At 57.7% G+C, this 23,537-nt stretch carries 21 protein-coding genes and 1 pseudogene; 7 read left to right on the top strand and 15 right to left on the bottom strand.

Annotation, left to right across the window (positions count from 1 at the left end; translation table 11 throughout):
* Positions 1-434: 434 nt before the first annotated feature.
* Positions 435-1,262: a DNA adenine methylase gene (locus tag GO488_RS09560; protein WP_162317606.1), complete on the top strand. Its 828-nt coding sequence runs from the start codon at positions 435-437 to the stop codon at positions 1,260-1,262.
* Between the two features lie 224 nt (positions 1,263-1,486).
* Positions 1,487-2,440: a hypothetical protein gene (locus GO488_RS09555; protein ID WP_162317605.1), complete on the top strand. Its 954-nt coding sequence runs from the start codon at positions 1,487-1,489 to the stop codon at positions 2,438-2,440.
* Here GO488_RS09555 and GO488_RS09550 read toward each other — a convergent pair.
* Both GO488_RS09550 and GO488_RS09545 read right to left on the bottom strand, forming a co-directional pair.
* On the bottom strand, positions 2,430-4,235 hold the full coding sequence (locus GO488_RS09550) for a hypothetical protein (RefSeq protein ID WP_162317604.1): 1,806 nt from the start codon (positions 4,233-4,235) through the stop codon (positions 2,430-2,432). The two genes, GO488_RS09555 and GO488_RS09550, sit on opposite strands and share 11 nt — an antisense overlap.
* Positions 4,232-5,092, bottom strand: coding sequence for a hypothetical protein (locus tag GO488_RS09545; protein WP_162317603.1), 861 nt, complete (start codon positions 5,090-5,092; stop codon positions 4,232-4,234). The genes GO488_RS09550 and GO488_RS09545 overlap by 4 nt, the downstream gene beginning before the upstream one ends.
* A gap of 1,145 nt (positions 5,093-6,237) precedes the next feature.
* Between GO488_RS09545 and GO488_RS09540 the strand changes: the two genes are divergently transcribed.
* Positions 6,238-6,519 carry a hypothetical protein gene (locus GO488_RS09540; protein ID WP_162317602.1) on the top strand — a complete coding sequence of 94 codons (282 nt, stop codon included), beginning with the start codon at positions 6,238-6,240 and terminating at the stop codon, positions 6,517-6,519.
* A 340-nt stretch (positions 6,520-6,859) separates the two neighbouring features.
* On the opposite strand, the gene GO488_RS09535 is transcribed toward GO488_RS09540, so the two are convergent.
* The 6 genes from GO488_RS09535 to GO488_RS09510 all read right to left on the bottom strand — a co-directional run bounded on the left by GO488_RS09535 (position 6,860) and on the right by GO488_RS09510 (position 11,188).
* The gene (locus tag GO488_RS09535) at positions 6,860-7,183 is read right to left on the bottom strand and encodes a hypothetical protein (protein ID WP_162317601.1); all 324 of its coding nucleotides are present in this window, start codon (positions 7,181-7,183) and stop codon (positions 6,860-6,862) included.
* A gap of 404 nt (positions 7,184-7,587) precedes the next feature.
* Positions 7,588-8,739 (bottom strand): hypothetical protein, encoded by a 1,152-nt coding sequence (locus tag GO488_RS09530; RefSeq protein ID WP_162317600.1) that lies wholly within the window; start codon positions 8,737-8,739, stop codon positions 7,588-7,590.
* A 528-nt stretch (positions 8,740-9,267) separates the two neighbouring features.
* The gene (locus GO488_RS09525) at positions 9,268-9,903 is read right to left on the bottom strand and encodes a hypothetical protein (RefSeq protein WP_162317599.1); all 636 of its coding nucleotides are present in this window, start codon (positions 9,901-9,903) and stop codon (positions 9,268-9,270) included.
* Positions 9,904-9,973: 70 nt separating this feature from the next.
* Positions 9,974-10,363 (bottom strand): hypothetical protein, encoded by a 390-nt coding sequence (locus tag GO488_RS09520; RefSeq protein WP_162317598.1) that lies wholly within the window; start codon positions 10,361-10,363, stop codon positions 9,974-9,976.
* 219 nt (positions 10,364-10,582) lie between these two features.
* Positions 10,583-10,957 (bottom strand): PIN domain-containing protein, encoded by a 375-nt coding sequence (locus GO488_RS09515; protein WP_162317597.1) that lies wholly within the window; start codon positions 10,955-10,957, stop codon positions 10,583-10,585.
* Entirely contained in the window at positions 10,958-11,188 is a 231-nt protein-coding gene (locus GO488_RS09510; RefSeq protein ID WP_162317596.1) for an AbrB/MazE/SpoVT family DNA-binding domain-containing protein, read from the bottom strand.
* A gap of 126 nt (positions 11,189-11,314) precedes the next feature.
* Between GO488_RS09510 and GO488_RS09505 the strand changes: the two genes are divergently transcribed.
* Complete coding sequence (locus tag GO488_RS09505) at positions 11,315-14,557, top strand: Eco57I restriction-modification methylase domain-containing protein (protein WP_162317595.1); 3,243 nt, start codon at positions 11,315-11,317, stop codon at positions 14,555-14,557.
* A 34-nt stretch (positions 14,558-14,591) separates the two neighbouring features.
* On the opposite strand, the gene GO488_RS09500 is transcribed toward GO488_RS09505, so the two are convergent.
* Entirely contained in the window at positions 14,592-14,942 is a 351-nt protein-coding gene (locus tag GO488_RS09500; RefSeq protein WP_162317594.1) for a four-helix bundle copper-binding protein, read from the bottom strand.
* 155 nt (positions 14,943-15,097) lie between these two features.
* Between GO488_RS09500 and GO488_RS09495 the strand changes: the two genes are divergently transcribed.
* Positions 15,098-15,688 carry a type IV pilin N-terminal domain-containing protein gene (locus GO488_RS09495; RefSeq protein WP_162317593.1) on the top strand — a complete coding sequence of 197 codons (591 nt, stop codon included), beginning with the start codon at positions 15,098-15,100 and terminating at the stop codon, positions 15,686-15,688.
* 72 nt (positions 15,689-15,760) lie between these two features.
* Complete coding sequence (locus GO488_RS09490; protein ID WP_162317592.1) at positions 15,761-16,468, top strand: helix-turn-helix domain-containing protein; 708 nt, start codon at positions 15,761-15,763, stop codon at positions 16,466-16,468.
* Between the two features lie 103 nt (positions 16,469-16,571).
* Here GO488_RS09490 and GO488_RS09485 read toward each other — a convergent pair whose 3' ends face one another.
* The 4 genes from GO488_RS09485 to GO488_RS09470 all read right to left on the bottom strand — a co-directional run bounded on the left by GO488_RS09485 (position 16,572) and on the right by GO488_RS09470 (position 21,519).
* Entirely contained in the window at positions 16,572-17,279 is a 708-nt protein-coding gene (locus GO488_RS09485) for a ferredoxin--NADP reductase (protein ID WP_162317591.1), read from the bottom strand.
* A gap of 134 nt (positions 17,280-17,413) precedes the next feature.
* A complete protein-coding gene (hmgB, locus tag GO488_RS09480) occupies positions 17,414-18,751 on the bottom strand; it encodes a hydroxymethylglutaryl-CoA synthase (RefSeq protein ID WP_162317590.1) in 1,338 nt (445 codons plus the stop codon).
* A 78-nt stretch (positions 18,752-18,829) separates the two neighbouring features.
* On the bottom strand, positions 18,830-20,869 hold the full coding sequence (locus tag GO488_RS09475) for a hypothetical protein (RefSeq protein ID WP_162317589.1): 2,040 nt from the start codon (positions 20,867-20,869) through the stop codon (positions 18,830-18,832).
* Between the two features lie 65 nt (positions 20,870-20,934).
* Positions 20,935-21,519 (bottom strand): DUF2150 family protein, encoded by a 585-nt coding sequence (locus tag GO488_RS09470; protein ID WP_162317588.1) that lies wholly within the window; start codon positions 21,517-21,519, stop codon positions 20,935-20,937.
* Between the two features lie 165 nt (positions 21,520-21,684).
* Between GO488_RS09470 and GO488_RS09465 the strand changes: the two genes are divergently transcribed.
* Complete coding sequence (locus tag GO488_RS09465) at positions 21,685-22,005, top strand: hypothetical protein (RefSeq protein ID WP_162317587.1); 321 nt, start codon at positions 21,685-21,687, stop codon at positions 22,003-22,005.
* A 76-nt stretch (positions 22,006-22,081) separates the two neighbouring features.
* Here GO488_RS09465 and GO488_RS09460 read toward each other — a convergent pair whose 3' ends face one another.
* A complete protein-coding gene (locus tag GO488_RS09460) occupies positions 22,082-23,314 on the bottom strand; it encodes a mechanosensitive ion channel family protein (protein WP_162317586.1) in 1,233 nt (410 codons plus the stop codon).
* 122 nt (positions 23,315-23,436) lie between these two features.
* Positions 23,437-23,537, bottom strand: a pseudogene (locus tag GO488_RS09455) (pyridoxal 5'-phosphate synthase lyase subunit PdxS); the annotation flags it as partial.

The following is a 23,537-nucleotide window of genomic DNA, read 5'->3' as shown; positions in this document are numbered from 1 at the left end:
CGAACTCTTCGTAAGCCACTATCGGAATGACGGTCAACAGACACTCCCACAACGAATGTCCCTGTCGATGGCGGAGTTACGACAACGTCTCCGAGAGGGTGAAGTCGTACGGCAAGGCCCAATTCGAGGGCCGCCCTGAGTGAGCCACTATCAAGACTGAGGCTGAATCGAAAGAATTCAATTTATACGAATATATCTTCACGCTAGTGCCGACTCAACGCGATAAGATTTGGTCTGCGACACTGCAACTTATGGATCCGACGGTCATTTCGGGCAACTGAGATCCAAAATATAATTGAAACAGATCCACCTTCCGAACGGACCGTTCAGGACACGCTTGATGCGATGGAGTCTTTAGATTTCCTTCGGAGCGAAGGTGGCACTGGAAGAGCCCCCGTATCTATTATCCGCGAGAAATCAACCCAACACAGGAAGTGGGAGGATATACTCCTCGGAAGAGCAACCAGTCTGGGACAATCCCGTACCCTGGCTCTAAGGACCATCTCGCGGGATGGATTATTGATACGATGCCAATCCACGATACGTACGTGGAGGTGTTTGGAGGTGCCGCGGGTGTGCTTTTCAGCAAGCCCCGATCCAAGTACGAGGTCTACAACGATATCAACGATGACCTGACACAGTTCTTCAAAATCCTGCGGGACCGACCTGATGACCTTGCAGAGTGGCTACAAGCTGTGCCCTATTCGAGATCACAGTACGAGAGTTGGGTTTCTGAATTTTATCAGGGGACTCGGCCTGACGATCCCGTTGAACGAGCAGGCCGGTACTTTTCTCTCCGATATATGCAGTACCTCGGTGTGTCGAACAACCCAAATGGATTTAAAACCCGGGCGAAGCGGTCTCCAGCTCGAACGTTTGACAACGCCAAAAAGCGTCTCCATACCCTTTCTGACCGATTCCAACAGGTAACTATCGAACACCGGGACTATCGCGAAGTTCTCTCGAAATACGACGATACCAGTGTCGATGTCCTGTTTTACGCCGACCCACCTTATGTCGACTCTGAACAGCACTATCTGGGTGACTTTGACCATGATGATTTCGTCGACTGTCTGAGAGCTGTCGAGAATGATTGGATCGTCTCCTACTCAACGATCCCTCAGGGGCTCGAAGAGTACACCGTACTAGAGCAACGGAACCATCATCGAATGTGCCGAAATTCAGATGACGTCAGAGAGCGGCTCATCTGTAACTTCGACCCAGACAAACGAGCCTTGTTCGAAGAGAACACCAGCACTTGAAACCTGAGTCAGTCTTTGCCCCTTTGTTCTCCCGTTGAATCTCGGTAGTGGTACTGTGAATTCCCCGTTACTTGGTAAGCTGTATGGTCCAAGTACGGCAGTTACAGCTCGTTAGATGATGCTGTATCCCGGTGAATCGTCCCGTAAGGTGCATCTGTGCTGTATAGTCCTCCGACCAGTTACCATACAACAAAGTTTTGTTCAACAAGCCATTAATTTACAGTATGGCGAACCATGAAAAGAAATTCCCACAACCAAACCCCTACCAAGTAACGCTTCTACGGAAAATTGAGCAAGATGCACGAGTAGGCCTCTGGGAAGAGCGAAAGAAGCACCTCCGCGAACTTTACCAGGTTAATGATAGCGAGCTCAATGTTTTAGAAACAATGGCGACATTGGAAACACCCGACTGGACCACTACCTATGATGGGCAAGAACACCACTTGCTCGAGGGCCATACGTGGTTGCGAAAGGCAAGTGGTGTCGACTTCGAGTCACTTCAGAACCGCGGACTTTTGGAACGACCTCGTGTCGACGGTGAGCCTCGGCAGAGAATCTATCATCGGGAATACTGGAATTTGACGAGTGAGGCTCGGGATTTAATTGATACCACAAAAGTCGGGTCGGGCATTGGTGACCTCAATGAATCGGTAGTTCATAGTCTGGGAGTCGCCCTCACCTCACTCTACGCCAAGTATATTGCAGAGGAGAACGCTAACACCACATATTCGCTTGACGCATATGCTCCTGATGAGAGTGTCGTCTATGATCTTCTGACGCGGGATGCAGATACCGGCGAAGTTCTGGCAAGTGCCGAAGTTGAAACAACCGTACCCGAATATTCCCGACTACGCACTGAAGCAGTCAAACTCGCTTATCAACCAGGACTAAGTCTGTGGGTGGCTCCAAACCGTGATGTACTTGTTCGAATCATGAACACTCTTCGCAACATGGGCATTCTCACCCTCTCACGTCCTCTCCCACGGACGTTGGCGTTGATGTCGTCCGATTCGGTTCGTGGTATCCGCGAGCGTATTCAGACGGCGGCAGACAACGATGAAACCGAGAATGAGTACGTCACCGATGTCGCGACATATGCGTTCTTGGCTGACGAGTTGAAGGAAGTTCGACCGGAATTCTTCTACACCAACTCGAAATCAACGTCGGTCATCCAATAACCACGGTTTTGGTTGGGCCGAGCTGGAAATGCTGCTTCAATTGATGTGCCCGTATTTGCGCCGTGAGTAGGTTCCGACAGCACAACAGATATTGTCCCTTCTGATGATTCCCTGTTGACGGATTCTGATCTACCGGCCATTGACCGGGTATGTACGCTTCGTAGCGATGAGTTTCTGGCTCAACCAATAGACCGGCATTTGCGAGCCTCCGCCGGTGACGATCATACGATGAATCAGAAATTCCAGCTGTATCGATAATCTCGGACCGTTTTACAGGTTCCTCAGCCATGAAAAGGGCCTTCATCATCTTCCGTGCTGCCGGAGATAGCCACGGGTAGATCGCCTTTGGAGACGTTGCTCCGATTCCCCGCACTAGAGAAGAGATTGTAAGGGGAGCATCAGATGGTGCAAGCCGATTGGCAGCGAGCAGTGCCTCCGCTACGTCGAAGGGAGAACAGGTAAGCGATGAGTGAGTGAGATTCCCAAAGGCGTGCAAATATAGGCGGGTCACAGACTCCAACGTATGATCCTTGGATAGGTCTCGATTGGTCCGCTGGAGAATCATCTCTACCGTGTCACGCATCCCAACATAGGTGTTGCCACAAGTGACCTCGATAGGAATGCGAATCCCTTTCTCGACGCCTGTTGCGATCTGCTTCCAGACTGGGATGGACTCAAAGGCCTCCACCAGATCGTCCTCAAAGTCGGTGACATCCGGTCCAGCAATGACCCAGTTAGCGGTGAGTTCCGCATCGCGATCGTTATCATCGATGTCGACCGGGAAGCGATAGCTGAGCTTGTCACCGTCCTTCTCGAGTAACATACGATGGGCAGAGTTCCCCCTATATACCGCGTTCTTCGGCACCGTAGTTTTCAGGAAGGCGATGAACCTCTCGTACCTTTGGTCGTTCCGTGTGAGCTGGGCGGTGTCGGGGATACGAACGTGGACAGTTACGTCGAGACCGACAGCATCGTAGAGGCTCGTCGCAGAGGCCAGCAGTCCGTGAGCCTCAGAACAGATCCACGCCCAAGTGTCGGGGTCTTGGTCACGGTACCAGAGACGACGGAGCAAAGCATCGCCGACTTGTTCGTACCGCGTCCGGATGTGGTCGTAGTCGGCGTCGGTTATCCAACCCATTTGACGTCCGAGACGGAGGGTGTCGAGTGCGGTAGGATTCGATAGAAGGGGATCGACACGAGAGGGTGTCAGGAGATCATCAAAGGCGCGGCTGCTAAGTAAGGTAGTTGCAACACGAGCAAGGGTTGGGATAGGGCCTCCCCACTGTACGAGGACATGGACTTCGTCGTCAGAGCTCCCCAGGTAGACTTCACGACCATCGTCAAACTCAGTGATACAGTCACTTACGAGAGTCACACCGCGAGCGTGGTTGCCTGCCGCGAGGCGATCCACGAGCTCTTGCTCACTGAGCCAACATCCATCCGGCGATAGCTTGCGGATGTTGGGTCTCCTGAGACCTCTCGCGTTGGCTGCGAGACTTTCTTCGAAGGGTTTGCCCTCCTCGGCTGGGTGGGGTGGGTCGGCCCCTGACACTATACTTGTGTTTCGTTGAGGGGGTCCGGTAAGGTGGTCGTCAAGCTGTACTTGCTGTGGGTGGCGAACGCGGTTATCATCGGTCAAAAGGCTCTGTGCAAACCGTCCCTCAGGAGTAAGTGTGACTGCGTTGTGGCGACCATTGAGGGTGTCAACGTCGAAGAAACCGTAGTTCTGTTCGAGTTCGAGATAATAACGATCAATGGTGCCATCACTCAGCTCAACTATACTGTCGTTCTTCAAATCACGGAGTTCAATGCATTCCCCTTCTTCAGAGGTACTGCGCCGAGGAGTTGAAGTCTTCCGCCACCTGGGGAGAGGGAACGAAGACGATTATAGACAGCTTGGCGATCAACCTCGTGTTGATTCGAGGAAGAGCCGGGGGGCTCGTGGTTCTGGGTATTGTTGTTCTGAGTAAGGTGCTGGTCACACCATGTCGGGTGGCGGTCACGGAGGAATTCCTCTAGAGTTGGTGCGACGACGAGATCGATATCACAGGCTGTTGCAAAGAGATTGAATGTCCGGAGAGCTTCCTCGCGCTGGGATCGACGTGTATTCCGCCACGCTTCTTCGTCGAGATACAGCGCTACAGAGACCGTTCTTGAACAGATATCTAACAGCCGTACAGGGCCAGGAGCGAGTTCATCAAAACCACTGCTTGACTCATCCGTGCCGGTGCCGATTCGAATGAGGTTCGCGAGTGTATCATTCTCTTCTGGAGATGGCAACTCACTGGACGGAAGGTCACCGAATTTCAGCGTGAATGTGGCCGCTGCAAAGGCATACCATCCCCTAATTGCTGTGACATCATATTCATTTTGGAGGATGGTGTCGACCATACCAACCTTTTGCCCTTTCAAGAGTCGAATATCGTGCTGAAGCGAGACTTCTTTTACAGCTTTTGCCATCCAAGGGAGAAGTTCCTTGAGTAGAGGTGGGAGAAACGAACGACGGGAGGTAGATACGTCGGTCTGGATGACATCGTACTGTTCTGGAGAACTAGAAGCAGAGGCGAACTGTATCGACCCCTGATCATCCGATGCTGGTGGTTCAGTATCTGTGGAGGGCATATTGTAGCTGACTGAAAGTTCCGTGCTCATTTAACGGCTTGTCAGACAACTATTGGTAATTCATCAATCTCCAAATGCAGTATTAGTATGGGATCCCGCAATTAACCACGGCATCACCAACACACCCATCAAGCACCGCTTCAACGGCTACGAGGTCCATCAGAAATCCAGTAAAATGGTTTCAGCCAATCTGTCGAAAGTATCTCGGATCTTCTATGGCCTCAAATCAGATAGCGCAGAGTGCTCGGCCACCGATGGCACTATGAATATCGTAGAACACGCTTGGAGAGGCGACTTTCCTTATCAGGTCTATGTAACTTGCGAGGAATCCGTGCGCGAACTTTCCATAGAGAAAGCCAATGATTCTGAATATACTGAGAATCGCCTTTGTTGAAATCCTAAGAATATGACATATTTTGGCTCGGCGTGGTCAATACAGGGAAAGCACTTACTGATGAATAAATGAAACACGGGTATGCAACGTCGAAGTGTCATTGCCACACTTGGCACACTGATACCAGCTGTCAGTGGCGGATGCGTCGCCTCTATCCGGGAAACTGTGAATCCAACTACTCAGCTCGGATGGTTTGGAGTCCATAACCGTGACACCAATTCGCCACACCGATTTGATCTTGAAGTAGAACGAGATGGGGATATTGTTCATTCATCTTCACATAGGGTTGAAGCAGCGCGTGAGTTCGAGAATGGTGGGCAGTACAACGACGGGGCTGTGGCAGAGTGTGAATGGGGAAGTACCCCGGGTGATTATACGGTCCGTGTCCGAGTAGACCGAAACGATTGGACAGAAAAATCCGTTACGAAGTTCGCAACCTCGAGAGACGTGGATTGTGTCGTCGCTGATGTCGCATATCGGTCTACACTCAGCATCGATTTCAAAGAGGGTTGTGACCGAGATGATTATGACCAGATGTGCTCTTTCACGAAATAGATTCGCAGGCTTTGTGGAGCGAAGTCGGTGACTGCTTCTAAGGCTGAATCAGACACTACACATGCAACCCTAACTAACAGCTGTTCCATGTGTTAAACTATCTAAAGAATAGGATTTCAACAGAGCCAACTAACCGATAATCCTTCCCAGAGGTTTATGAGTATGTGATGTGTTCGGTATAAATCCTATTGGATTGGTTACAATGTCAGAACAAACTCAAATGATTATGGTCCACTATGAGAGTATTATCCACGCAGCACACGCCCAATACTGCGAATCTGATGGCGGTACGCACGCATTAGTCCTTGATAAAGAAAATAACATGCTCTCCTACTCTCCCGGTGGAAATTACTACGATGACGACAAGATTTACGCAACAAACCTAATGATTATCGACTTCAATGACGATACAGATTCTCCGCTTGAAGCTGTTGAGTACACCGAAGTAACTGCTGATACCGTTGAGTTCTACGGAGAGACGTACGATTTAGAGATTCTTTACGGCTGAACACACAATACTCCCTGCTGAACAACCACTCGTAACAGGGTTGAGTAAGTACGTAGCACGGGAATTCGGGACCGGTTACAGTTATACCTAGAGTTCTTGTTCGGTAGTGTGACTATTGACGACAGTGGATGAGTGCGATGCTAGACCGGTAGTAACGATATTCCTACGGTCAGATATCCACCACACCACATCATGCATATCGAGCAGTAAAGTCCGAAAACCGCTCCTCCCATTCCCTCTCCTTAGCGGCTAGGATCCTAGCCGTTACAGCGTGTCTTGGGATGATCGAGGAGTTTCTCTATAACATTGCAATCTGAGGAGATAGAGTAACGAGGAACGCCTACGAACAATGATCACTTGTGGTTCGAGCCCATGACAACCACGCTTCGCCGGCGTCGTCAACTGCATGTTGCGCGTCCTTGGAATCGACCGTCATCTCAATCACGGGGGCGGCGGTGTTCTCGTATTCGGCAAGATCGATATCTGTCGGGGTCCATTCTTCTTCCACGACAACGTCAACTACGTCGCCGTGGTCGCGCACCCAGAGATACGCAGTCACCCGCACACCATCGCCACTCCGCAAGATGTCGGTCTGCGCAAGGATGTCTGGGTACTCGGAGTCGTGCAGGTCACGCCACCCATATGGAGGGTTGAGAGCAGTCATACACTGATAGTCAGAGGGTAGAGTAATCGCTGTTGCGACGTGCCCGTCAACAAGTAACGGCAATAATCTCTTTCATCACCCACGAGATCGGTGCGTGAGAGCTGATCACCCATGATTTGGCAGTGTAAAATCCTACTTTCGGCCCTATGTATCCCGACACTATCGGGTTAATTGAACATCCTGCTCCGTCAAGTACGATTTCACTTTGGTAGTCACGGAGCTTAGCCGGGAATATCGACTTTCCCCAGATCGCACACTGAGACATCGTAATTCCAGATCGCTTATGACCTATTTATTGAGTTTATCATAAAGAAAGGAACTAAAAATATTAACATAGTACTTTGATTTTGTTAGAATTTATTTCAAACTCTGAGTACTTCGCCCGATATAATAACAATTGAGAATTATGTATTATCAATTATGGGCCGCAAATAATTTGATTTCGTGGGGAGTATATATGTTTCTCTTTCTTTAGCATAACTTTCAACGGGTAGTGTAAAGTGAATATCAATCACTTCTGGTGTGGGTTTAGGAAGGTCTATTTTCAAACGCCCCGAGATATCGATTGTCGTTTTATATACGAACGATCTTAGTATTTGTGTGTTATTTATATCTGCACTAATTTCTGCTTCGGCGATATCCTGAGCATGAAGTCCTCGTCGAATAGTCTCCTGGGATAAACCTGTCTTTTTTGATATATAAAATATAATGAGGTCTGAAATAAATTCAGATACCTGATACAAGTGTTGTTCAATGTCGTCTTTCACTATCCAGCCAATAATTGCGACGAATCCCTTGGTTACAGCAGCAGTAAGCTGTCTAGAAAACTTATTATATAATGATTTAGATATATTATAATGCGAGGAACGAGTCAGTATACTCATCTTCTTTAAGCGAAAATAAGAGGTACACAGATCCTCGTCAGATTCAGTTAGTTCAGTTGGATCTATATTTGAGAATGATTTTGCTGCTTCTTTCACATAGGAAACTTGCTTGTACAAATTTACAATATAGTCATCAGTATAACCATAGGAATAACTTCCAACTGGAAATGACCCATTGACTCCTTGGATTTTAAGCTCGATTATGTTTTCTTCAACACTAGTCTTGTGGGACTGATTATCCAATACTTCATCAAATTGTCGATAGAGTGATTTAGACGGATTTAGTTCAGATACTAAAACTTGAAATATATATTTTCCACTAGTTGGCAAGTCCACAAAACTGTCAATTCCTCCCACCAAACTAGGATTGGGTTTCGTATTACTACTATTAGATAATATTGTTCCCAATCCCCCTGCATCATCAATTAATCTACCTGTACTCTTTTCTGACAATGCATAGGAAAAATAATTGTCTGTAGCACCGGTGTTTATAAGGAATCTTTGCCCCTTTTGTGCACTGAACTCTATCCAATGGTGGCCCGGAGTGACATTTTCCTTGGTGATAGTACGAATCTGGTTCTGATCCGCGCGCCATTTTGTTATTTCGCTCAAGCAACCCGCCGTTGCTGTTGCGATAGCTATTCCTCCACGAATCATATCTCGCCGGTTCATGTGAACATATAGCACAATATGGAATATTAGCATTTCTGCTGGAACAAGTAGATAGGGGTCGTCTAAGATGTGATATTATAGTCAGTAGGAATTCAGATGATAGCCGTGCTCGACATCACCACCGATATGACCCAACCAGATATCGCTGAGGTGTACGATTCCAGCGATAAACGCGTACGTCGCGCGAAGAAGAAGTACGGTGACGAGATCGAGTCTTGGATTCAGTCATCGGATTAACTCTGGTTGACTGGATCTGCCTCGCGTGTGTGCGCGGGCCCGCCTTGGAAGGGGTGGGTGTCCGTCCGTCCACTCTGTTACTAAGCAACCATATTCCTACCCGACACGTACTAACTTACGTCTCTTTGGTCATTTCTTTCCCCACATTTATTCTTTTGATTAGGTCTTCTGTAGAGGATATGTCATGTGATTCCATATATTCTCGGATCTCCGTTTGCAAGTGTTCGAATTCCTCGGACTCTGGACTGCTCCTTGTAAAAGCGAAAGCCATCACTGCACGGTCAGACTCTGTTAGTGTATCGCCCAATAGAGTAAGTGCCTTTTTTGTATCAAGATGGCTGTAGTGACGGCGTCTTCAATTTGAGTCTTAGCTGCTAAGGCACCAAGCGGGGGTCCAGCTCCTGTTGACCAATCGATTTCTGATCCTGGGCTAAGATCCTCATAGGCGATGGCGCGTTTCATGCTCTCTAAACCTTCGTCGAGTGTTGAGAGCTGGTTATAAGCTCGGACCACGCCTTCTGCTGTTTGGGCGTCGAGAGAACCGATTTTGTCGGTGTTTGATGTATATATTGTTCGTGAAGTGAACTGTTTGTCTGCTGTGTATCGTAATAGTGATATTTGAGCGTTCAACTCGGACTCGAAGGATTCTTTGTATTCCTCTTCCGTTAACGCGTATGCGTTTTTCTTTGCTTTCTCCAAATCATGTGCAGTATATAGTAATTGCTCTAAGCGTTCGTCGTGGGTTCGGAGTTCAACTGCTAACGCATCGCGGAGAGCCTCAACTTCGTTCTCTTTTTGGCGTTCTTCCCGTCGTTGAATAGCGTATTGACCAATCACGACACCGATGAGAGTCATACTCCCCGCGGCGAGACTCCCCCAGATTGTAGGATCGAGATTGAAGAGCCAGTTGATTGCTGCGTTGAGCACTACGTTTGTATTTGGGAATCATTCCGATAGACGTTGTGTTCTCTGGAACACCAAACTGAGAAGGAACGTCTCACGCACTGCGATCATCCGGGGTTTGTGCCCATGAGAGCCATGCGTCGCCGGCGTCATCTACTGCACGTTGCGCTTCTCCGAGAGTGACCGTCATGTCGATTACTGGCACGGCGGTGTTTGCGTACTCGGAAGGATCGATGTCTGTAGGGGTCCATTCTTCTTCGATGACGACGTCGACCGCGTCGGTACCGTGGTCGCGCACCCAGAGAAACGCGGTCAAGTGCACACCATCGTCACTCCGCAGGCTGTCGGTCTGCGCAAGGATGTCCGGGTACTCGGAGCCGTGCAGCTCACGCCAACCGTCTGGAACATCAAGAGTGATTGCCATGTGTATGAGTGACGTAATGGTGGGTGTTTGCTGTTTCGGCGATTGTGTCGACGTCGCCATCTCCGCCGAATGTTTCAAATATCTGATTGCAAATAAGGTTCTAATTCTCGCGTACCGTCAATAAAAACGGTTGCGAGTGTCTATCAATCGCGGTTGAGCTAGTTATCAACTCTGTCCCCGCCCCAATAGTGGGCCCTCAACACACACAATTATTTGTACTTCTCCGTCCAGTCCATTACCGAGAGACAGGCGCGTGGCGCGTTTAGTGGTTGCGGAGCGTCACCCTTCGTCTATCTCTTTCAGACCCAATCGGGGCGCGATTTCCTCGTATGCGTCGTCACTGGAGACGATGGTAGCCCCATCTGACTCCACGAGGTGGAGCGCGCCGAAGGGAGTGAATCCATGGTCTTCGACGTACGTCGCCGCCGCGACGACCGTATCCACGTCACCGCGTACCTCCACGAGTTTCGCGGCGTTCGTGACCACCCGCTCGGTATCCCGCTCCTCGCGGTAAGCGACCATCAGGAGTTCGATGAGGGTAAACTGCGACGTCCAGAGTTCGTCGCTGTGTTCCCGATACACCCGCTCGGCCGCCTCGCCCAGCCAGTCCTCGTCTTTGATGAGCGCGAGCAGGAAGTCCGTCTCGGCGTACATTCAGCGCCCGGCCTCGTCCAGCGACGCTTCGCGAGCGCTTTCCCGGATTTCGTCGGCCGTCTTTTCGACGTCGGCGAACTCGTCTCGAAGCGCATCGAGGGGGTCCTCCGCGATCGGAATGAGCTTGATTCCGTCGTGGAGGTCGATGACGTGATAGTGTTCGCCGTATCGCTCTCTCATCTCCTTCGGGAGCGTCAGCCGTCCCCGGTCGTCGAGCGTCGTCTCGGACATACTGGGAGGGTACGATGGGTAATTTCAAAAGAGTTCCCCAAAGATCCACCGTCTGCCCATCGGCGGCACTGTTCCACCGCTGAGAAAGGACTATACGGGTGCCTCGACAGGTGTCCGATACTACCGATGGGGAACGACCGAGGCGACGCGGGGACCGAAGCGGGCGGACGAGGGGAACTCGGTCGAGAAGTGACGGAGAACGCCGCCGAGGCTCTCGAAATTCTCGCCCAGGGGTTCTTCGCATATCCTGACAACGACCTCGACCGAGCGACGCTGGTCGAGCGTGGCCTGCTCGCGGACGACGAAGACGGCTTCGAGTCGGCGAGACTCGACCTCCTCTACGACGGTTCGCTCGTCTATCTCTATCGGCTCCTCGTCGTGCTATACGCCGAGAGCGAGGGACGGAATCTACTGGACACGGCCGACGAGACCTACGCGCAGTACAGTCTCGACTCGCTGAAGCGGACCGTCGTAGCTCGGCTCGATAGCGCGGACTCTTCGTACGACTATCGGCAGACCGACCTGTGGTCGCGTCTCGACGACCTGTTCGAACTGCTCGACCGCGGGAGCGGGAGTGAGCGGCCGGAGATCGACGAGGACGACCCGTCCATTCCGGCGTACGGCAGTTGGCTGTTCCGAACGGACCCCGACGAGGACTCCCCTCGCGAAGCGCGCTTCCTCGCCGACTACGCAGTCGGTGACGCGCACCTCGCGCGGGTCGTCGACCTGCTGACCCGCCGCGGAGACGGCGGCGAGACGGCGTTCATCGACTACGCGTCGCTGGACGTTCGAGAGTTGGGGAGCGTTCACGAGACCCTCCTGCAGCACCGACTCGACGTGGCAGACGAGCCGCTGACGCTGACGGACGGGACCTACACGGCCGCGGGCGGCGGCGAGGACGTCGCCGTCCCGGCGGGCGACGTCTACCTGACGACGGACGACGGCGAGCGGAAGGCGACGGGCGCGTACTACACGCCGGAGTACGTCGTCGAGCACGTCGTCGAGCGCACCCTCGGACCGCTCGTTCGGGACATCCGAGCGGACCTCGAAACCGAGCGCGCTCGTGGCGATGGAGACGGGGCGCGAGCGCGCTCGGCCGACGAGTTCGCGCGACGGATCTTCGACCTGAACGTGCTGGACCCGGCGATGGGGAGCGGTCGCTTCCTCCTCGCCGTCGTCGAATACCTCGCGCGGGAGGTCGTCGCCGAACGGGAACGGCAGGTGGGAGCGGCGGATGGCGAGTCCGTCGACGTAACTCGGGATATGGATCGAGCGCGACGACAGGTCGCGCGACGCTGCGTCTACGGCGTCGATCTGGACCCGCTGGCCGTCGAACTGGCGACGGCGTCGCTCTGGCTTCGGACGGCGGCCGCCGACCGCCCGCCCGCGTCGTTCGACCGCCACCTCAAGGCGGGTAACGCGCTGGTCGGGAGCGACGTCGAGGAGATACCCATGGGCGAGAACGACTTCGGGCGACCCGAACGCGACCGCCATCGCCAGCGGTCGACGGCGATCGCGAACGTCCACACCGCCGAGCGGTTCGGCCTCGAGACCGTCCCGGACGACGCGTACCGGCGGATGGCCGCCGTGTTGGAGGACGACGAGGCGTGGACGGCTATCGAGCGGGAGGGGTGGTTTCGGGAGGCACAGCGGTGGGCAGACGACGGTTCGTACTTCCACTGGGAACTCGAATTCCCGGAGATGTATCGCGACGAGGGCGGCGACCCGCTCGACCGACCCGGGTTCGACGCCGTCGTGGGAAATCCGCCCTGGGTGGCGACCGCCGGGCGGGCGAACGTCAGCGCCGCCATCGAGACGGACCTCCGGGCCTACCTCGAAGACGCCTTCGAGACCACAGAAGGCCAGTTCGATCTCTACGCGGCGTTCTACGAGCAGGCGATCCGACAGTCTCGGACGGGCCGCGTCGGGTTCGTCGTCCCCGATTCGGTGCTGACGCGCGAACAGAACGAACCCATCAGGGCGTACGTCCTCGAACACACGTCGCTCACCGAGATACTGCAGGTCGGCACCGCGTTCGAGGGCGTCGAGACCGGCGCGGTGGTTCTCGTCAGCGGCGACGAGACGGACGCCGTCCGCTGTGCGAGCGCGACCGGCACCGACCGACCGGACCTGGACGGTATCACCTACGACTCGATACCGGCTCACGTCTTCGAAGCGCAAGACGCGAAGCGATTCCTCCTGTATCTCGACGAAGACACGCGCTCGGTTCTCGATCGGATCGAGCGCCGGCCCCCGCTCGGCGAGTTCATCGCCATCTCGCGGGGCGAAGAGGTGAGTAAAGACGCGTCACATCTCACCGAGAGCCCGCGAGCGCGGGGGGAAACGCGACCGATCGCGCCCGGCGGCGCGGTGCGTCGGTACGGCATCGACGAGGACGAACTCCGCTACGTCGAGACCGCCGACCTCGAAAAGGACGAGCGCAACTACGCGAGCCCGAAGCTCGTCTTCCGCCAGACCAGCGCGTCGCTCGTCGGAACGCTCGATACGGACGGTCTCGCGACCGTCAAGTCGGCGTACAACGTCCACGCCGAGTCGGGATCGGCCGACGAACTCAAACACCTGTTGGGGGCGTTGAACTCCTCGGTGCTGAACTTCTATCACCACTACAAACACGCCGCTTACCGGACCGTGTTCCCGCAGATAAACCAGTCGACCTTCGAGGCGCTGCCGATGGCGTTCGACGGAGAACCGGACCCGAAACTCGTCGACGCCGTCGACCGCGCGCTCTCGCTGACGGCCGAGCGCTCCCGGCTCGACCTCGACCTCGCCGAACACCTCGGGTCCTACGAGTTCGGACCGTCGCTGGGGAGTCTCTCCGAGTGTCGGCCGATCGAGGGCGTCTCGGCGACGAAGCTCGGGGCGACCGCCGACGAGTGGCCGAATCTGCGGATCGGCGACGTCCACGCGGAATCGCGTTCGAACGGCGTCGTCCTCGCCGCGACCGCTCGGTACAAACCCGACGGCGACGCGGTCGAGACCGACAGGTGGGGATACGCAGAGACCGACCCGATTCCGGCGCTCGGACTCGACGGCTTGGACGACGAACACGAGACGTTGGTCGAAGCCTTCGTCCCCTATGCTGCGGACAGAGCCGAGGGGGTCGCCGACTTCCGAGCGAACGCGACGCAGTCCAGTTCGCTCCTCGCGCGATTGCAGTCGCTGACGCTGCCGCGCCTCGGCGACGTGGCGGCGGGGCTTCGGGCGTTCTCGGCCGAGCGCGCTCGCGCTCGGGAATTAGACGACCGAATCGAGGAGACCGAGTCGGCCATCGATCGCCGAGTCTGCTCGCTGTACGGGCTCTCCGAGGACGAACGGGACGTGATTCGAAAAGAGTTCGGTAGCGGGTGAACGTGCTGTCTACGAGTCGGAGCGGTCGCCCGATTTAGGCCATGTTCCGGCACGTCTCCACGCAGTCGCGGAGCACGTCAGCACAGAGCTGACAGTGGTCGGCGTCGTGGCTCTCGCACTCGTCGGCACACGCCTCGCAGGCGTCCGCACAGGCCTCGGCGAGCTGGGAGCTGAACTGCGAGTCCCGCGCCATGAACCGGGCGTGCAGCGACGCGATGTCGGCCACGTCTCGGCAGAGACGGGCGCACTCCTCCATGTCCTCGCTTCCGAGACACTCGTCGGCACACCACTCACAGACCTCCGCGGCCTCGTTGCAGTTCTCGATGCACTCTCGCTGCTCGTCGCTCAGGTGGTCGATCTCGGAAACAGTCTCGGATAGTGACATTGCATCTCATACATCGAGTGGATTCTGCTTCCGAGCTTCGCCTTCAAGTGCAAGTTGGGTGAATCAACACCTGCGGCCCTAACACGGCCGTATCTCGACGGGCAGCTCGGCGTGGAGCCGACCGTTTTAGTACGGAGACGAGGCGATCGGAGGCCGTGTTACCGACACCTCTCGGCCCGTCGACTCCCGACCGGCGAGCGGTCAGTTCTATCGTCGCCGTCGTCCTCTTGCTCGGTTTGACGGTCGCTATCGCCGGGTCGGTGTCGGCACTTGCATTGGGTTACGCCGACGAACTGACTGCGCCCGCACCGACCGTCGCTCACTCCAGCGGCGAGTACGAGACGTATAGCACCGGCGGCGGCCGATACACGGAACAGGTCGTTCGCGTCACCCATCTCGGCGGCGAGACGCTCCGCGTGCGGGATCTGGAGATCGTCCTCGACGCGAGCGACGCCTGCGGGAAGACCGGTCGGTTGGTGAACCTCCCCGCCGACGGTGACGACCTCCGACCGACCGGCGAGTACGTCCGCGGGTCCGACGTCTTCGACAACTCCTACGACGCCGTCGAGGGACCGATCGGCACGGGCGACGTGGACGACGACGGCGAGTGGACCGCCGGGGAGACGGCGCAGTTCCGCGTCTCGACCAGCGAGTGTTCACTCGACAGCGGCGACCACCTGGTCGTTCGCGTCGTCCACGCGCCCACGAACAGCGTCGTCATCGAGGAACGGATTCGAGTCGCTTGAGATGCCGCCGTGAGCGGCGTGTGGGCCGCGTTTCGGTACTCTTTTGTTCCAGTCAACCCACCTTGCGGACCAATGGCACGGGCAGCGCGGGACGACCTCGCCGAGAAGATCGCCGGGGAGGTGGCCCTGAGCGATGAACCGGGGGCGACGCTCCGGAAGTGGCGAACCGACTTCGGCGTGGCTCAGACCGAGTTAGCCGACCAGTTGGACGTCTCGCCGTCGGTCGTCTCCGACTACGAGAGCGGGCGGCGCGACAACCCGGGAATCAACGTCGTCCGGCGGCTCGTCGGCGCGCTGCTCGACATCGACGAGGACCGCGGCGGCGACCACATCCGCCAGCACGCCCGCGTCCTCTCGGCCGGGTTCGACAGCGACGTGGTCCACGACCTCCGGGAGTACGCCGCCAACGTCGGCGTCGAACGGGTGTACGACGCCATCGACGCCGAGGAAGTCCACCGCGGCAGTCAGGACACCGTCGCCGGCCACACCGTCATCAACTCCATCGCGGCCATCACCCGCCTCTCCTCGGACGAGTTCTTCCAGCTGTACGGCCAATCGACCAACCGCGTCCTCGTGTTCACGAACGTCACGCGCGGCGAATCCCCGCTCGTGGCGCTCCGAGTCGTCTCGCCGACGCCCAACGCCGTCGTCCTCCACGGCCTCGATAGCGACGCCGTCTGGGAACACGCCGAGGACCTCGCGCGCATCGACGACTTCTCGCTCGCGGTCACCGACGTCGAACTGGACGACCTGTTGGACGGTCTGCACTCGCTACCGTAGTCGGCGAGGGCCGCGCTCTCCCCGGTCGCACGCCCCTCGCTACTGCTCTGCGGTTCCCTTCGGTCACTGCATCGCTTCGAGGTTTTCGCTCCGCTCAGACTGGCTATGTCGCGTCTGCCTCCCACCCTTCAGTGTAGATGTTCTCTTCGTCCACGCCCTCGTCTTCGAGCAAGTCCCGCGTCTCCACGACCATCTCGGGGACGCCACAGAGGTAGACGTCCGTGCCGTCGAGTCCGTCCAGCGCTTCGGGGAGGTGGTCCTGTACGTGACCGGTGCGTCCGTTCCACGCTCGGTCGTCGTCGGCATCCGAGAGGACGTACTCGACGCTGACGTTCTCGTTCTCCGCCCGGAGCTGATCGAGGCTCTCGCGGAAGATGAGATGGGATTGGTCGCGCTCGCCGAACACGAGACGGGCGTCGCCCTCACCCTCGCGTGCGTACTGCTTCACCATCGGATACAGCGGCGTGATACCGGTGCCCGTCGCCACGAACACGGCGTCGCGATCGAAGTCCCGGACGTGGAGGTTCCCGTCCACCGCCTCGATCTCGATCTCGTCGCCCGGCGTCCGCTCGTGCATGAACACTGAGCCGTTCCCGTCGTCGTAGCGTTTGATAGCGAGTACGAGCTGGTCGGTGCCGGGCAGATTGGCCGCGGTGTAGGGCCGCGAGTCGTCCTCGCCGTCGTTCTCGAAGTGGACGGCCGTGTGCTGGCCGGGCCGATACTCGAAGGTGTGGTCGTCGGCGACGAGCCGGAACTGCTTCACGTCGGGGGTCATCTGATGCACGTCGGCGACAGTGACCGTGAGCGTCATGGCCGGGTTTCGGGATGCGAAAGGGGTCAGAAGTGTGCTTGCATGCTTCGGGAACGATGCCGCTTCGCTTCCGCTCGCGGGTCGTCTCCCCGCTCGCCAATAACGGGGGCCGCTCCCTGTGGTCGCGCCCCTCGCTACTCGACGTATCGGTATTTCCGCTCACCCATCCGCCCCCAGCCGTCGAAGACGAACTCCGATTCGGGCGCGGTGAACTCCTCGACGTCGGCCTCTGTGTCGTGGTTGTGGACGTCGTGGATCTGCTCGTACTCCTCGAAGGAGAGGTCGTACCGCTCGCGGTTCTGCTCGTCGATATTCAGTTGAGCGATCTCCTCTTCCCAGCCGGGGACGACCGTCTCGGCGTGGACTTCCGCCTGTGCGCCGGAGCCGTAGGAGGCGACCAGCAGCTGTTTCCCGTCCAAGTCGCGGCCGTTCTCGCGGGCGTGTTTCAGGCCGGCGGCGCGGGCGATGTGGACCGACCCGGTGTACCAGTTGCCGACCTCGCGCGAGATCTCCAGCGTCGGGTCGATGGTGTCGGCGTACCAGTCCTTGTATCGCTCCGTCTCGGTCAGCGAGTCGGTGTACTCCCGGATGGCGTCGCGGAACGCGTCGTCGGTCTCGAAGTCCTCGCGCATCGGCTGGTGGCCGATTTCGGCGGCGACGGCGTCCTCGACGTCCGTCCCGCGGATGATGTGTCGGTAGCCGAGCGCTGCGGCCTTCCGGACCATTCCCGGGAACGGCGTGTGGAACGGGATCAGCGGGTAATCGTCGGGGTGGATGTCGCCGGCCGCCGACTCGAAGTCGTCGAGTGCCTCGCGCATCCGGGCGAGGTAGACGTTCACCGAGCGCTTGCCGTCGACGGACGGGAACTGCTGGTTCGGCTTGAGGAAGTCCGTCTCGTCGGCGCTGCCGAAGCCCTGTTCGGCGGAGAGTTCCACGAGGTCGGGGTCCTCCGAGACGAGCATGGCGACGGCACCCGCCCCCTGCGTGGCCTCGCCGGGGTCGTCGCGGGCGTACAGCGCCGTGTCGGTTGCGATGACGATCGCCGAGCGACCGCGATTTCGCCCGGCGCGGATCCAGTTGTAGGCGTCGTCTAAGCTCTGTGTCCCGGCGATACACGCGAACTTCCGCTCGCCCTTGTTCGCGTGGTGGAAGTCGCCGTCGTACACCTGTTCGAGACAGCCGGCGACGTACGTGGAGACGGGTTTGGAGTTGTCGAAGGAGGACTCCGTGGCCACGTCGATGCGGCCGACGTCGTCGGGCCCGAGGCCCTTGCGCTCCATCAGTCGGTGGGCCGCGTTGGCCGCCATCGTCACGATGTCCTCGTAGACGTCCGGGAACGACGAGGCGTGCAGTCCCAGCCCCTTCGTGTACTTCCCGGGGTCGTCGCCCTGCGCCGGCGCGAACGTCTCGGCGAGATCGAGCTTCAGCTTCCCTGTCCATATCTCCATCGCGTCGATACCGACTGCTGTCATGTGAGAACGGTCACTACGAGCGTATAAGATACTGTCGACCAAGAGTTCGACGCTTGTCGAACTAACGCATCGTTCCGGTCACGACGGCGTGACCGTGATCGTCTTCGAACCCGTCGTACCGTCGTCAAGACGATAGTAGAGCGTCACTTCGAACGTGCGGCCCGTTATATCGACCGACTCCCCTCGGTTGTCTCTGAACTCGAATAACGAGATAGTGAAGTCGTTTCCAGCGGATGTCTTTGGATTCTCAGCGTTGCTGAAACCGTCGCTGTCCATGTCGAAGGTGTAAGGGAGGTTGACCCCGTCATTGATGTCTACGTGACCGTCGTTTGCCGTACCGCTGACATACACTTCGGTACGACGTACTTCGTCATTCAGCGCACCGACGTTGTCGCTCAGCGCTCTAGCAGGCCCGGTGGGACGAGTCACTCGTATCTCCGTTATCTCGACGCTCTGAGAGAACTGGTTCGTAACGGTAAACTCAACGCCGCCGGAGACTTCCGGGGAGAAGTAGCCCTCGTCATCGGGACCATCCACGGCCACAGCATCCATATTGTAAATGAGGTCGTCAACGGTGTTTATCACGTTGAGAACAAGCGTGTCTCCGCTGCTCCCGCTCGTCGCATACACTTTCATGCCACCGTCGTTCGATGGTGAAAACACGGTTTCGTTCTCTCCGCTAGTGTTCGTCGTACCGGTAGTTCGGGTGAATGACCCGACGTCAGTGTCGTTGACCGCGTACTGGACAGCCGCGCCGTCTGCAACGGGCGAAGTCCCCATCGTGAGCGTCGCATCGGCTGTCTGGCTTGCGTCGATGGTACATGTCCCGTCAGGACCGTCGGGACAAGCCACACCTGACTGCCCAGTAGGGTCAAGCCACATGACGCCGTACGCACCACTACCGCCGCTGTCGCTATCCTCATCGTCGACCGGAGCAGAAATATTAACGACTATCGAAGCGTTCTGGACCGTTGTCGGGTCGAATGCGCTAGCGTTGGCCGCATCGGAACTGATGTAACTGAAGTGAATACGTTGCTCACCTGTTTGACTGGAAGGGGCGACGTATGTGAACGTAACCTCACCGTTTTCATCTGGAGTTTGTGAGGGGGAAACGAGCCGACCGGCACTAGCATTCCCGTAGACGATAGTTTTGGAAACGTTCGCTGGTGGGTTATTGAATCGATCGCGGACCTCCAGCGTCAGCTCGGTCCGCTCGGTCTGCGTGAGCGAGTACCGACCGTCGTCACTAGTGGTCAGGTATGCGGTGTTTTCCTCCGTCACCTGTGTACCGACGCCCACCTTCATCATGTGGAGCGTGTACGTTTCGTCGCGTGCGAGTTCGACCGTCACGTTATGGAGGCCACTTGCTGTCGGCGAACTACGGATATCGGTGACGGTCGATTGTGTATCGTTCAGAAATTCCCAGTAGGTGGCAGATCGTAACGAGAGGAACGATATAGTGATATTCGATCCGGCGTCGTCAAGGCGCACTTCCTGGGTAGATACCGTGACGCTTCGCACGTCGACAGACGTACTGGCACTCGACGTTCGAGCTAGTGAGCCGTTGAGAGTAACGAGCGAGATATCGGTCCCGTTGATAAACGTTTGATTCGCCAGCGTGAGGTTCGCACCGCTGAAGCGATTGTATAGGACGGTGTGTTCGTAGACCGTTGTCGGGGCTTGCGTATAGCGGTTGTACCCCGGATCATATCGGATGGCACCGGTGTTGTAGTGGTGCGTCGTGTTCCAGTAGTCCCCTGTCTCACCGCTGGCCGAGGCGTTCGAGATAGTTAGCTTGACCGTCGGGTCGGTCGTACCGACAGTCCGTAACGAACCAGCCGCTGGCCCGGGATTGACCGCGACAGCCCGAGACGGGTACCTAGTTCCGAGTTGAATCGATATCGCCCGTGTGTCCCCGGCGGTCGACATCGAGACGATGGCGTTTCGCAGGTCCTGCATCTGCGATTGGACCTGCTGGTTGTGGTTGAACTCGACCTCCCGGTTCTGCTCCGGAATGACGAACGCCTGATAGCTCGAAAACGCGACGACGAGGACGGCGAACAGCAACACCGCTCCGATCTGCACCGACTGCGCTCGCTCGTCCCCGACGAAATCCATGCACGCCGGTTGCAGAGTGGGTAGTAAAAAGGTATCTGCCCCAGTATCAGCTCTCGTTCTGCCGATTAGGCCTCGTCTTCCTCTTCGACGACCTCGGGGTCGCTCATCGCCGTCTGGAGGCTATCGAGCCCGTTGACCCACTCCGAGACCAGGCCGTAGTCCAAGTTCTCGGCGACGTCCATGGAGAGTTCGTCGCCGTTGATGATGCGCGTCCCGGCCTGCACGCAGTAGCCGAGCGCCGCGTCGAGGTCCTCCTCGGCCTCGGCGTCGGCGGCGGCCCCGACGTAGTCGGCGACGGAGGCGTCCTCGGCGACGCCCTCGGCGACGTACTCCTCGGCGGCGTAGAAGACACAGAGCAGCGACGTCTGGACGCCGTCGATCAGCATCAGCGTCTCCTCGTCCTCCATCTCTAGGTCCGCGAGGACGATCTCGCGGACGCCCGCGAGCTCGTCGAGCGCGGTCTCCTCGTCGAGTTCACCGTCCTCGTAGTCGGTGAGTATCTTCGCGACGGCGATCGCCGTGTCGTCCTGTAAGTTCAACAGGAGGCGCGCCGAGTCCTCGTCTTCGGGGTCGACGTTCTCTTCGCCGATGCGATCGAGCCAGTTCTGCCAGCGTTCTTCGGTGTAATACTCCCCCGGCGGAGTGCTCATGTCTCCCCGTACGTGCGCCCGGGGATAGTAGTTTCGACAGGCGATGCCGACGGCCTGATCGGATGAAAGACCGTAGCAGCCCCTCTCTGCACGGCACAGTCGACGACGGCCGGCGAAGGCTCGTCTCCGCGGGGATTTATACGCCGGGAAGTGGTACGTCGTGACATGTCACAGCGACGGTCGACGCGCGCGGCGGTCGGCGCTGTCGATCCGGTAGTCGTCGGTAGCGTGGCGACGCGTGTGGGGCTCGCGCTCCTCGTCGGGAGTCTGCCGATCATCTCCGGGACGTTCGCGGGGATGGTCGCGGACGGGGCGACGCTCGGTCTCGCACTCGACGCCGCGGCGGCGGCGCTCGACGGGCCGCTCGTCGGCGGGTTCACCATCGCTCGACTGTTCCACGTCGGCGTCCTCGGCGCGCTGGTCGGCTGCTGGCTGCTCGGTGCCGGCCTCGTCCTCGACGGCTACTTCGGCGGTCGCGACGAGTGACGCGGTCGCGCACGGGCCGCGCGACAGCGATACGCTCGCGGCGGCGTGGGCGGTGACATCGAGGCGTCGGTGGCCGTCAGTCTTCGCTCTCCGCGTTCACCGAGCGGATCACGCTCTCCGGGGTGCCGTCCTCGCCGTCCGCTCGGGATTGGAGCGTCCGCTGTGGGAACGGGATCGAGATGCCCTCCTCGTCGAAGGCGGTTTTCACCTCCTGAACGACGGCCGAGATGGCCTGCCACTTCCGGGGCGGCGTCGGGTGGTCGATCCAGAACCGCAGTTCGAGGACGATGGCCGAATCGCCGAACGACTTCGGAACGACCTGTGGCGGGGGAGAGTCGACGACTTCCTCAACGGCCGCCATCGTCTCCTGGGCCAGCTCCGTCGCTCGTTCCACGTCGGTGTCGTAATCAACGCCGAGGTCCATCGTCAGTCTGAGCAGTCCCTTCTGGCTCCGGTTGGTGACCGCCTGGTCGCCGACCCGGTCGTTCGGGATGACGACGAACTCCCCGTCGAAGTTCTCGAGTCGCGTGTTGAAGACGGTGATCTCCGTGACGATGCCCTCCTGTTCGCCGATGACGACCCAGTCGCCGATAGTGAACGGCCGGGAGAACATCAGGACGAACCCCGCGATGAGCGACCCGAGCGTCGTCCGAGCGGCGAAGCCGACGACGATCCCGAGGAAGCCCGCCCCCACGAGCAGGCCGCTGAGGTCCAGCCCCCAGATCGCGAGGATGGTGACGCCGATGACGATGGAGATTGTCACCTGTCCGACCCGAAGCAGTATCTCCTCCTGATGTTCGGTGAAGTCGTCGAGCGCGAGGCTGAGTCGGTCGATACTCCGCTTCAACTGATCGGAGAGGACGAACCCCAACAGCACCAGGAGGACGCTCTGTGCCGTGGCGTACAGTTTCGGACTCCCCTCCAGAATTATCGGCGCGGCGACGTCGACGACGTCCACGAGATCCCAGACGATGAGAAACGAGACGACGACGAGGCACAGCGCCGTCAGCTGGAGCGAGCGGAGCAACACGCCCCGAGACGACGTCGGCGTGAGCGACGCGATTCGCTCCATCCCGCGCCCCATCCGTCCCGACCGCATCCAGTCGCTGAATGCGCCTCGGAACTCCGAGAACAGCGCCGGCGCGACGACGATGCTGAGAAAGAGGACCAGAACCAAGAGGATAGTCGCCGTGAGGCGGCCCTTGGTGGCCTCCAGTCGCTGGAGGAGTTCCTGCAGCTCCGCGATGAATTCGACTATCCGCTCCCCGGTTATCTCGCTCTCCGGCGTCGGCACGGCGGTCCCCTGCACACGCCTCTATCGGAGCCGTAGCGACTTGTGTCTTCGTCTCTGGGCCGACGAGCGCGGCTCGATGGCGAGACCGGGAAACGAGAGCGGTATCGCCGCCCCGAGCTCGGGAGAAGCCGGCCGCCTCAGACGCCGCGGCCCTGCAGTTTCTCCTCCTCGGGGAGGTCGGCGTTGGCGTCGCCGCGCATCCCCGAGCCGATGTTCTTGCTGATCTCGGCGAGCGCCT

The organism is Haloarcula limicola (assembly GCF_010119205.1).
Lineage (GTDB): Archaea > Halobacteriota > Halobacteria > Halobacteriales > Haloarculaceae > Haloarcula > Haloarcula limicola.
The sequence above is the reverse complement of the archived record's forward strand: the minus strand, read 5'-3'. Positions and strand labels throughout refer to the sequence as shown.